12 protein-coding genes are annotated in these 11,037 nt (G+C 69.5%); 7 read left to right on the top strand and 5 right to left on the bottom strand.

Features of this window, described 5'->3' with window-relative positions:
* The first annotated feature begins 210 nt into the window (after positions 1-210).
* The 4 genes from BLW76_RS09820 to BLW76_RS09830 all read left to right on the top strand — a co-directional run bounded on the left by BLW76_RS09820 (position 211) and on the right by BLW76_RS09830 (position 4,081).
* Positions 211-918: a DUF169 domain-containing protein gene (locus BLW76_RS09820; protein WP_091305588.1), complete on the top strand. Its 708-nt coding sequence runs from the start codon at positions 211-213 to the stop codon at positions 916-918.
* A 159-nt stretch (positions 919-1,077) separates the two neighbouring features.
* Entirely contained in the window at positions 1,078-1,563 is a 486-nt protein-coding gene (locus BLW76_RS50405; RefSeq protein ID WP_091305590.1) for an ArsR/SmtB family transcription factor, read from the top strand.
* Positions 1,560-1,745 (top strand): hypothetical protein, encoded by a 186-nt coding sequence (locus BLW76_RS48390; protein ID WP_167384534.1) that lies wholly within the window; start codon positions 1,560-1,562, stop codon positions 1,743-1,745. The genes BLW76_RS50405 and BLW76_RS48390 overlap by 4 nt, the downstream gene beginning before the upstream one ends.
* Positions 1,742-4,081 carry a peptidase domain-containing ABC transporter gene (locus BLW76_RS09830; RefSeq protein WP_167384535.1) on the top strand — a complete coding sequence of 780 codons (2,340 nt, stop codon included), beginning with the start codon at positions 1,742-1,744 and terminating at the stop codon, positions 4,079-4,081. The genes BLW76_RS48390 and BLW76_RS09830 overlap by 4 nt, the downstream gene beginning before the upstream one ends.
* Positions 4,082-4,396: 315 nt before the next feature.
* On the opposite strand, the gene BLW76_RS09835 is transcribed toward BLW76_RS09830, so the two are convergent.
* A complete protein-coding gene (locus BLW76_RS09835; RefSeq protein ID WP_091305592.1) occupies positions 4,397-4,825 on the bottom strand; it encodes a MerR family transcriptional regulator in 429 nt (142 codons plus the stop codon).
* Positions 4,826-5,007: 182 nt separating this feature from the next.
* On the opposite strand from BLW76_RS09835, the gene BLW76_RS09840 reads away from it, so the two are divergent.
* The gene (locus BLW76_RS09840) at positions 5,008-6,009 is read left to right on the top strand and encodes an alkylmercury lyase family protein (RefSeq protein WP_091305593.1); all 1,002 of its coding nucleotides are present in this window, start codon (positions 5,008-5,010) and stop codon (positions 6,007-6,009) included.
* Positions 5,996-6,637, top strand: a complete 642-nt coding sequence (locus tag BLW76_RS09845) for a M28 family peptidase (RefSeq protein ID WP_208613250.1) — start codon at positions 5,996-5,998, stop codon at positions 6,635-6,637. The genes BLW76_RS09840 and BLW76_RS09845 overlap by 14 nt, the downstream gene beginning before the upstream one ends.
* On the opposite strand, the gene BLW76_RS09850 is transcribed toward BLW76_RS09845, so the two are convergent.
* Both BLW76_RS09850 and BLW76_RS47665 read right to left on the bottom strand, forming a co-directional pair.
* Complete coding sequence (locus tag BLW76_RS09850) at positions 6,627-7,139, bottom strand: DinB family protein (protein WP_091305595.1); 513 nt, start codon at positions 7,137-7,139, stop codon at positions 6,627-6,629. The genes BLW76_RS09845 and BLW76_RS09850 overlap by 11 nt on opposite strands.
* A 232-nt stretch (positions 7,140-7,371) precedes the next feature.
* Positions 7,372-7,938, bottom strand: coding sequence for a GNAT family N-acetyltransferase (locus BLW76_RS47665; RefSeq protein WP_143060584.1), 567 nt, complete (start codon positions 7,936-7,938; stop codon positions 7,372-7,374).
* 114 nt (positions 7,939-8,052) lie between these two features.
* Between BLW76_RS47665 and BLW76_RS09855 the strand changes: the two genes are divergently transcribed.
* Entirely contained in the window at positions 8,053-8,319 is a 267-nt protein-coding gene (locus BLW76_RS09855; RefSeq protein ID WP_244170108.1) for a hypothetical protein, read from the top strand.
* Positions 8,320-8,328: 9 nt separating this feature from the next.
* Here the strand turns inward: BLW76_RS09855 and istB are convergent, their stop codons facing one another.
* Together istB and istA are read right to left on the bottom strand one after the other, a co-directional pair.
* Complete coding sequence (istB, locus tag BLW76_RS09860) at positions 8,329-9,132, bottom strand: IS21-like element helper ATPase IstB (protein ID WP_091305597.1); 804 nt, start codon at positions 9,130-9,132, stop codon at positions 8,329-8,331.
* Positions 9,129-10,772, bottom strand: a complete 1,644-nt coding sequence (istA, locus tag BLW76_RS09865; protein ID WP_091305599.1) for an IS21 family transposase — start codon at positions 10,770-10,772, stop codon at positions 9,129-9,131. Before istA ends, istB begins: the two co-directional genes overlap by 4 nt.
* Positions 10,773-11,037: the final 265 nt, after the last annotated feature.

Here is an 11,037-nt window from a genome sequence, read left to right on the forward strand (position 1 = left end):
GGAGAAAACTCGGCAGTGGTGCGTGCCGAGTTTCTCGTCGCGACGTGACAACCACCGGGGGACCTAATTCAGTGACGCGTGCGATGACGGGGTGGATGCGCGAGACGCGATCGCCGTGGCCGTTGTGGCACGACGGATCGGGATTCTTCCAGTGGGTTTGCGGCGGTGACATGAGGGCGCATCCATCACCCGCACTGGAAGGAACACGTTGTGAGTCATCCCGAACTGGCCACCACACTCACCGAATTGCTGGGCCTTGAACAACCCCCGGTCGCGCTGGCGATGGCCGACAGCCCTCCCGAGGGCGTCACCGCCACCGATCACGCGGTTCCGTCAAGCTGCACCTTCTGGCGCGAGGCCGAAAAAGGGGTCTTCTACGCCACCGCCGCACAGCATTTCAACTGTCCGGTCGGATCGCACGTGATGGGTTTCGAAATGCCTGAAGATGTCCAGGCTCAGCTGGGCGGGCTCGTGCAGTCGATGTGCGACGCGCAGTATCTGGACATGGCTGAGGTCGCCAAGATCCCGGCCATGGCAAAGAAAGGTGCCGGCGTCGTCTACGGTCCGCTGGCCGAGTTGCCCGTCGCCGCTGATGTGGTGCTGATGTGGCTGACCCCGTCCCAGGCCATGATCTACAACGAGGCCACCGGCAACGCCAGCTGGACCGCGTCGGCACCGGGGACGGTGTCGGGCCGGCCGGGCTGCACCGCTCTGCCGCTGGCGGTGACGACCGACGAGCCGAAGATGGCGCTGGGCTGTATTGGCATGCGGACCTTCACCGGCATCGGGGATGACCGGCTGCTGGCCGCGGTGCCCGGCGACAAGATCGAGGAACTCACCGCCGCAATCGAGGCCGCCGTCACCGCCAACGCCGGGATGCGGTCCTTCTACGAAGGGCACAAGGCCCAGTTCGCCTGATCCCAGCCGGCCCGCCCGTGTGCGTGGTCCTTGCCCGTGTGCCGAGCCCGGTGCACGAACAGAGGATTGCGCACACGGGCGTTGTCGTTCTACCGTCAGTCACATCGAAGAACGTTGATGTGCAGGTAGAACGACGATTGTCGATCTGGGGGGCACGGAATGCGGAACGGAGTGCCGACCGCCGTATCGGAACCTGAAACTCCACGACCCGCGGCTGCGGAATCCGTCGCCCCGGCGGCGGCTGACAGCGTGGAGTGCGCGCCGCACTGCAGCGTTCCGCTGAACACCCCTCGCCTGTCGCACGACGAGGCCACCCAGCTCTCCAGCGTCTTCAAAGCGCTGGCGCATCCGACGCGAGTCCAGCTGATGAACTTGCTGCTGGGCAGCAGGTTCGCGGTCTGTGCCTACGACCTGCAGGTGGCGATGGGGATGCCCCAGTCCACGATCAGCCACCACCTCAAGCTGCTGGTGGGTTCCGGGCTGGTGCACCGGCAGCAGCGCGGGATCTGGGCCTACTTCTCGATCAACACCGACGCGATGCGCGCGCTCGGCCTGGTGATCAACCTGGACGACGCCGCGCCGCAGCCGTTGTCTCCCGCCGCGTTGCGCGACCCGGCCGTCGAGCAGCCGGACGAGGCCCTGTGAACCGGCCGCACGCCCGCGACCTCGTCCTGGGGGAACAGGGATGGCGGTGGCTGCGGGAGTCGGAGATGTCGTTGCTGCCGCGCCCCGTGCGGCCCGCGGCCATGCGGTGGGCCTGGGCTGGGCTGGCCATCGTGCTGCTGGGCCTGGCGATCGTCGTCCTCACCCTGGGGATGCGGTTGTGACCAGCACCGGCTCCACCGTCGACGACCGTCCCGCCGGGGGCGCACGACGGCCGCGCCGGCGCGCGGCTGGGCGTGCGCCGCGGCGGCGGGTGCGGGTGCCGGTCGTGCTGCAGGCCAGCCGCGCCGAGTGCGGCGTCGCGTGCCTGTCGATGATGCTCGCCCACCGCGGGCATTCCGCGTCCCTGCACGACGTGCGGGCGGCCTGCCCGGTCGGGCGGGACGGCATCAGCGCCGGCGCGATGGTCCGCGCCGCCCGGCACCTCGGGATGACCGCCAGCGGCCATCCCGCGACTCCCGACGTCCTCGCGCAGGTCGAGATGCCGGTCATCGCCCACTGGGAAGGCAACCACTTCGTGGTCGTCGAGCGGCTCACCGCCCGCAGCGCCCGGGTGGTGGACCCGCAGCTGGGCCGACGACGGCTTCCCCGTGCCCAGTTCGACGCCGGCCTGGGCAAGGCGGTGCTGCAAGTCCGCCGCGGCGAAGGCTTCATTCCGGACGCCGAGCGTTCGGAGCCGTTCGGGCGCCGGTATCTGCGGGCCCTGCTCGCGCTGCCTGGCACCGGCCGGTTGCTCGCGCAGGTGCTGCTGGTCACCGTGCTCACCCAGCTGCTGGTCGTGGCGATGCCGCTGGCCACGAAGATCGTCGTCGACGATATGGCCCGGCTGGACGCCTCGTCACTTATCCCGCTGCTCGGTGCCGGCATCGCCGTCGCCGCCGTGGCCCAGCTGGTCACCGGGCTGGTGCGGTCGGCGTTGCTGGTCCGGTTGCAGGGCCGGCTGGACACCCACGCGCTGCTCGGGTTCACCGCGCACCTGCTGCGGCTGCCGCTGCGCTACTTCGAGCACCGCAGCACCGGCGACATCGTCACCCGCTTCGGCACGATCGCGTTGCTGCGGGATCTGATGACCAGCCAGACCCTCTCCGCGGTGCTCGACGCCGTGCTGGTGCTGACCTACCTGGTCATCCTGTTCGTCATCGACCTCACCATCGGCCTCGCCGTCCTGGCGGTGATCGTGGCCGTGGTCGTGCTGCTGTGGTCGACCACCGGCCGGGTCCGCGAACGCATGGCGCTGGATCTGTCCAGCCAGTCCGAGGCCCAGGGCTACCTGGTCGAGCTTTTGGAAGGGATCGCCACCCTCAAGGCCGCGGCCGCCGAGGACCGGGCGATGTCGCGGATCGCCGGGCTGCTCACCCAGTGGATCACGGTCACCTTGCGCCGCAGCTACCTCGCCGCGGTGATCGACGCGGCGACGACCGCGCTGCGGTTCCTGACCCCGCTGCTGGTGCTGTGGCTGTGCATCCAGCGCGTCGCGGCCGGCACGCTGTCCGCCGGCACCATGCTGGCCGTCACCTGGCTGGCCGCCGCGATCGTCACCCCGCTCGCCTCGGTCGCCGCCAACGGTCAGCGCCTGCAGCTGGCCGGTGCTCAGCTGCACCGCCTCGGCGACGTTTTGGACACCCCACCCGAACCCGTCCCCGATCAGCCGGGCGAGGGGTTCCGGTCGCGCGGGCGGGTGGCGCTGGAGGGCGTCGGCTTCCGGTATGACCCCTACAGCCCGCCGGTCCTGCAGGACATCACCCTCACCGTCGAGCCGGGGCAGCGGATTGCCGTCGTCGGCTCGACCGGATCCGGCAAGACGACCTTGGGCATGCTGCTGCTCGGCCTGTACCAGCCGAGCGAAGGCGTCGTCAGCATCGACGGGCATCCCATCGACACCCTCGACCCGCAGACGCTGCGGGCGCAGTTCGGGGTGGTGCTGCAGGACCCGTTCCTGTTCAGCGGCACGGTCGCGGAAAACATTGCCTTGCACGACCCCGCCATGCCCCGCGCCGAGATCGAACGCGCGGCCCAGGCGGCGTGCCTGCACGAGGAGATCATGGCCATGCCGAACGGCTACGCCACCCACCTCTCCCAGCGCGGCGCCGGGCTCTCCGGCGGCCAGCGCCAGCGCCTGGCTCTCGCCCGCGCGCTGGCGCAGCGCCCGGCCGTGCTGCTGCTGGACGAGGCGACCAGCAACCTCGACGCGCGCACCGAGCGCCACGTGCATGACAACCTCGCTGACCAGCGGTGCAGCCAGGTCATCGTCGCCCACCGGCTCAGCACCATCCGCGACGCCGACCGGATCATCGTCCTCGACGGAGGCCGCATCGCGGAGACCGGCACCCACCAGGAGCTGCTCGCCCGCGGCGGAAGCTACGCGGAACTGGTCGCCGCCCAGCTCGACATCACCCGGCACAACGGACACGCCCCCGGCATCAGCGACCAGCCGGCCGAGGACCTGGCCGCCTCAGACTCCCTGGAACCAGGGACCCACAACTACTCGCAGGGGAGGTGAACAGACATGGAGGAGACGATCCAGGTGATTCCGGAGATCACCGAAGCCGAGCTCGACGAGACCCTCGGCGGCGCGGGCGACCCCGCAGTGTGCGTGATGACCGTGGACGGCGGCTGCCAGTGCTGACCCACGAATAAGCCGCCGCGGCTACCGGCGGCGTGGTGAGCGGGCCAGCGTGACTCTGGCCCGCTCACCACCTATCTGAGCAGACCAACACTCCATCACCCGGCAGTGCGGTCGCCCGGCATCCATCCTGCCTGGCGAACACGGCCCCCGTGAAGCTTGGCGGAGCTCACACCGCCCTTCGGGACGGTCTCAGTCCAGCTCGCTGCCGACGTGGGCCTCGCCGGGCTGCGCGAGGTCGATCTCGTGCAAGATCGGGCACTCCCGCCGCTCAAGCGGCATCTCGCACGTATCCACCAGCCGGGCCAGCGCCGCCCGCATCCCCGTCAGCGCGGCGATGCGGCGGTCCAGGTCGACGATCCGGTCGCCAGCCATCTCCCGGACCGTGTCACAGCCCTCCGGTCCGCCGACCGCCAGCTCCAGCAGCTCCTCGATCTCATCCAGTGTGAAACCCAGCGACTGAGCCCGCTTGATGAACCGGATCGTCCGCACCGCCGTCGACGGATACGCGCGGTAGCCGCTCGACGAGCGTGGCGGCTGCGCCACCAGACCCCGGCGCTCGTAATAGCGCAGCGTCTGCACGTTCACCCCGGCCCGGCGGGCCACCTCACTCGTTCGCACCCACCCATCATCAACCCTGTACCCGGGTACAGGCCAACCGCGAGACAGTGGCGTCGCGGCGTCGTCCGCGGCTTCGCCGCGCGGTCGAGTTGCGGGCCGAGCGACACCCGCACTTGACTCGGTAGTCGGGTACAGGGTCAACGATGGCCACGGACTGACCCAGCAGCGATGAGGACCACCCGATGAAGATCGACATTCTGCACGTGCCCGACTGCCCCAACCTCTCGTTGCTCCAGCAGCGGCTTCACCAGGCACTCGACACCGCCATCGACGACCCGACGATGGCCGTCAGCACCGTGGTCATCCCCGACCTGGAGGCAGCCACTGCGACGGGCATGACCGGATCACCGACCCTGCTCATCGACGGCACCGACCCCTTCGCAGAAGCCGGCAGCGGCCCCAGCCTGTCCTGCCGCCTCTACCGCGACCCCGATGGACGAGTAACGGGCGCTCCCTCGGTCGCTGCCCTGCGCGACGCACTGGTCGGCCATGCCGGCAGCGGCTCCCCGTGCGACGCCGGACCGTGTTGCACGTCTGCCAGCCACGAGACACCGCCGCGGTCGTTGCAGGACTGGCGTGCCCGCGCCGCTCCGGCCGACCCGGCCGAGCGGGCTATCCACCACACGATCCTCCGCAGCTTCGCCACCACCGGCGCCGCACCAGGACCGACCACGCTCGACCACGTCGCGGCACCGTTCGGGACCTCCGCGAGCGCCGTGCTGCGACAGCTGCACGAACGCGACACCATCCGCCTCGGCCCCGACGCCCGCATCCGCGCCGCGTATCCCTTCTCGGCCGTCCCGACCAGACACCGGGTCCACCTCGCCGGAGGACCGACCGTCGAGGCGATGTGCGTGATCGACGCCCTCGGCATTCCGGCCATGCTCGACACCGACGCCGCCATCACCACCACCGCTCCCACCGGCGGACACCCGATCACCGTGTCCGTCACGGGCGGCCGGACGACGTGGAACCCGGCAACTGCCGTGGTATTCCTCAGCGCCTATGCCGGCGGCGGCCCGTCGGCGGACAACTGCTGTGGCTACCTCAACGCCTTCCCCGACCGCGACGCCGGCGAATCCTGGGCCGCCGCCCACCTGCACATTCCCGGCGAGCTCATCGACGGCAGCCAAGCCGAACAGCTCGGACGGCACATCTTCGGAAATTTGCTTGCCGCGCACTAGAACCAGCAACCGAGAGCTGTTCAGCCTGTTCCGCACCGCCGCAACGGTGGACTTCTGCGAGTCCTGCGCGCAGGTCTGCACCGGCCAGTGCTGCGCCGACGCTCTGCTCGACCGAGCCCGTACCCAAGCGCTGCAGCTGCACTCCCGCTCCGCCGCGGCCGACAACGCCTCCGGCATCGCCGTCGCCCTCGAAGCCGCCCGAATCCGCACACCGACCATGCCCGATGGCGCCGGGCTCGCGGTCGGTTTCCTCGACGCCGAGGAAATCGGCGCGCGCGGCTCCGCCCACCACGCTCCGACCGTCGCGCCCGACACAGTGGTGATCAACGTCGACGGCGCCCAGCTCGGCGACGCTCCCACCGAAGCCGGTGGTCCGGCCCACGCGCTGCTGGCCGCGCTCGACCAGGCCGGCCGCGAGACCGGCGTTCCACCGCGCGCCGGGGCCATGGCCTCGGGCAACCGTCGCTACGCCGCGGCGGGGTTGCCCGCGGCCGGGATCGGCATGGGCATTCCCGGCTACCAAACTCCGGCCGAAACGGCCGACCGCGTCGAGACCCACACCCTCGTCGCGGCGACCCGGCTCGTCGTCGCCACGGTTCGGCAGCTCGCAGGCTCGGTCACCGGCTGAGGGTGAGCTGCCGCTGGTGGAAGGCGAAATGCCGGGCCGGGTAGCGGTAGATGTCGGCGAGGGTCATGCACGGCTGGAAGAACGGGTCCCAGCGGGTCGGGTAGTGCATTCTGCGCACTAGGTCCGCGTCGTCGGCGCGGTCCAGGCTTCGGTGGAGCGAGGCGATGATGTGGTCGAGCCAGCGGGCCGCTCGGTCGGGGCCGATTAGACCGCCGCCGCACGAACCGAGGTAGTTGATGACGTGGAACGGCCGGGTCGCCGCGTTCAGCGTCGCGGCGAACCCGCGGCTCACCGGGTCCGGAAGGCGCCCGAACACGCGGACCAGTACCAGCAGGGCGCGCACGATCTGGTAGCCGAACACCAGGTGGAACAACAGCTGCTGGTTGGTCCACCGGGTGCCGTCCGACCGGCGGTGCAGGTCCGCGGTCGTTGCGGCGGCCACCAGCTCGTGGAACGTCGCGCGGTCCTGTTCCCACTGCTCGTGCACGGCCTGCTGATCCATCGCCAACCCTTCGGTTGCCTCGGACGAGCATCTCACCGACGAGCTGAAGCCGCCCTCAGCCAGCTCACCGCCGGCATCCGCGCCAACAAACGTCGCAGATCGGTCGATCACCTGATCAACCGCGCAGTGGCCGCACCAATTAGCGCCGGTCGTCACGAAGCTGCAGCGTCCGCTCGTGACGATTGTGCCTACAGCATCAACGGATGCCGCTCCCGACGACACGCGTTCCTGTCTACTCGTTGTCGCCGTTGGCGAGCTTCATGTGGGAACAGTAAAACGGACTGCTTAGCTGCACACCCTCCGGCCAGCGCTGGGCCGCGCAAAATGCCCGTGCCGCCACTGACTGGTCCAGTGCGGTTGTCGACCACCGATAGCCTGGCCCGCGTGCTAACGCTGCCGCGACCAGTGTTGTGCCGAACCCTCGGCGCCGGTAGGAGGCGTCGACCTGAACCGGACCGAGTACTCCTCTCCGGTCAATCCCGCATAGCCACAAGTCGAGACCGCCGATCTGTTGACTGCGCAGTTGCAGCACGATCTGCCCTGCCCCGGCTCTCATCCTGGGCGGCCGGGCGACCAGCACGAGTTCGGCGTGCGTCGGCGGTGCCTCGTGCGCGAACCGCAGATCGATTTCGAACCAGGTTGATCTGGACAAGCCAAGCGCCTGGCACAGGTTGCAACTCGAGGTCGGCACATAGACCGAGTGGTCATAGCCCATGGTCCTGATTTCGGCAAGTTGATTTGGCCCCGGTTCGGCATTCTGATTTGGCCCCGGCGGCTGGGTTGCGGGATCGGTCGGCATCTTGATGTGGCCCCACCTGCCGCCGTTGGCGTCGGGGCGGCATTCTGATTTGGCCCCACCTCGTTCGGGTGTTTCTGCTGGTCGAGTCGAGTGCTGGCTGGTCACGATGGCGTGGTGAGCGAGCGTGAGCCCGGCCCAGTGGTGACGTTGGTGTGGGCGCTGGACGAGGTGTTCATCGGGTTCGCGGGCCGGCCGGTCGCGGTGGTCCGCCGCGAGTTGGAGGCCGCCTGCGAGACGTGGGACTGCCGGCTGGATGAGGACACGTTGGACGTGTTCGCGGCCGAGATCGCCGCCGGCGACCGGGTCGAGATCGACGCGGGAACGATCCGTGTCCCGCCGACCGGGCCGGTCGAGGTGGACTGGCGCGACGCGCCGTTCTGACCCGGGTATTCAGCTGGCCCGGGTGCTGCTGCGGCGGCGTTTGGTGGTGCGCAGCCGGAACGACTCGGTGCCGGTCTCGATGATCGAGGCGTCGAACGTCAAGCGGTCGACGATCGCGGCGCAGAGCCGCGGGTCGGTGAAGGTGCGAGCCCACTCGCTGAACGCCGAGTTGCTGGCGATGGCGATGCTGGAGCGTTCCTCCCGCTCGGTGAACACCTGGAACAGCAGCTCCGCGCCGCGCCGATCGAGCTCGAGATACCCCAGTTCGTCGAGGCAAAGCAGGTCGACTCGGCCGTAGCGGGCGATGGTCTTGGACAGGTGCTTGTCGTCGGCGGCCTCGACGAGCTCGTTAACCAGCGCGGCGGCGGTGACATAACGGACCTTGAACCCGGCTTCCGCGGCGGCGGTGCCGAGCCCGATCAGCAGGTGGGACTTGCCGGTGCCGGAGTCGCCGATCAGGCAGACCGGTTGCCCGGCGCGGATCCAGGCGCCCTTGGCGAGGGTGTGCACGAGGGCGGGCGGGACGTTCGGGTTCGCGGCGAAGTCGAAGTCCTCGATGCGTTTGGTGCGCGGGAAACCGGCCTGCTTGACCAGGCGGGCCTTGCGGCGGACCTCGCGGTCCTCGCACTCGATGAACAGCAGCTCGGACAGGAAGCTCTTGTAGGTGGCCTGCTGGCGGGCCGCGGCGGCGGCCTGGTCGCCGAAGCGGTCGCGGATCGTCGGCAGCCGCAGGATCCGGCAGGCCTGCTCGATCGCGGCGTCGGCGGCTTCCTCGGTGAGCTGGTCCCGGCCGCGGCTGGTGGTGCGGGTCATGACGCGTTCCCCTTCTTCGGAGTATTGCTGAGTAACTGGTCGTAGGCGGCGACCGACGGGGCGGGGCGGGAGTCCGGTGGCAGGTCGGAGTCGCGGCGGCGTTCGGGCAGCGAGACGACTTTGCTGCGGCTGCGCTGCGGCCCCGGAGGCTCAACTTCGACATCGCCGGCGGTGCTTCCTGCTGCGGCGGCGTGTTTGCGGGCCTCGATCGCGACCACGTCCGGCGAGACCGACCCGGCCTCCAGCGTGACGCGGATCCCAGCGATCACATGCGCGTGGGCCATCCGCCGGTGCAGCAGCAGAACCTCGATTAGCAGCCGGGTGCCGGCCTGGTCGCCGTGTTTGGCGCGGGCGGCGGCCCAGAACGCGTCGTGGGTGGCGGTGAACCAGCCCTTCTGCCGTGCGTGGACCAACGCAGTCGCCCCGCGCAGCGCACCCGGTTTGCCGGCCAGGACTTCGAGGTAGTGATCGAGCACCAGGTGCTGGCCGCCCTTGGTGGTCAGCCGCGGGTGCCGGGCGACCTCGGCGGATCCGTGCAATACCACCAGTTCCTCCGCGTCGAGCTTTGCCCGGACCGTCTGCCCGATCAGCCGCGCGGGAACTGAGTAGAGCGCTTGGCGGACGGTGATCCTGGCGTAGCGGTCGACGCGCGGTGTCGTGGTCAGCGCGATGTCGAACTCGTCGACCGGCAACGCCGCCAGCAGCGGTGCTTCGAGCGCGAAGTCCTGCCCGATCGTGGCCGTCCGCTGGTCGATGTGCCGGGCGTCCTCCGCATGGTCGGCTGCGGCGAGCCGGTCGTTGATGCCGGCCAGGCCGGAGATGTCGGCGATTTTCGGGACCGGGACGAACCAGCGTCGCCGGAACCGCCCGCCTTCGCCTTCGACACCACCCTTCTCGTGGGCGCCTTCTTTGCCTGGCATGCAATAGAAACTGGTGACACCGTAGGCGGACTTGAACAGCACCCACTTCTCGGTTTCCACTCGTGATCGTCCGAAGCAGACCCGCCGGACCGCCGAGGACAGGTTGTCGTAACGGATCTCCCCGGCCGGGACACCGCCAAGTTCGGTGAACGCTGCGACATGCCCGGCAAAGAACGCTTCCTGCCCTTGCGAGGAGTAGACGCGATGAATTGCCTTACCAGAAAAGGACATTCGCAGCGTGAAGAGGAAGCACTTGGTGTCGACACCGCCGACGTTGACCCAGACCTCGGCGAAGTCGACCTCAGCGTCCTGGCCCGGAAGATGCGTCTGTGGAACAAATCCGTCCATCACTCCTGCCCGGTTTCTGGCTTCCAGCAGGATCTCCGGGCGGCGGCGGGCGACGTACTTCGACACGGTGCGGTAGGCGATCTCGGCGTCGTGCTCGTCGACCAGCCGCTCCCAGATCCGGTGCGCGGTATGCCGCTGCTTGCGCGGCGCGTCCAGATCCGCTCGCAGGATCTCGTCCATCGCCTCACGCAGCGGACCCGTCACCGGCGAGGACCGGGCTGGTGTCTTCCGCGGCGGCGGGACGGCCGAGCCGAGCGCCTGACGCACCGTCCGGCGATGCACCCCATGCCGGTCAGCCAGCGCCCGGACAGACAGGCCTTCCACCCGGGCATCTCGCCGGATCAGCGCGAACAACTCCACCCTGGACACCATCCCGGCTCCCACGCGGACGGCCCCTCCCCGGCACTGTCCACCCAGGACCCTCTCCTCGACCCACCGACTCGCACACCACGAGCAGGAATTCGCCCGATCGGTGGGGCCCGCTAACGGTGCCGAACCGGGGCCAAATCACGATGCCACGGCCATGGTCCGCCCCGCCACGTCAAGATCATGTCCGTTCAGGCAGCGCTCTTGGCGCTCTGCGGGTCTGGCTGGCAGACCGCTGTCTGAAGCGGGAGTGCTGGACGCTGAGCCCGTG

Source organism: Amycolatopsis tolypomycina, assembly GCF_900105945.1.
Classification (GTDB): domain Bacteria; phylum Actinomycetota; class Actinomycetes; order Mycobacteriales; family Pseudonocardiaceae; genus Amycolatopsis; species Amycolatopsis tolypomycina.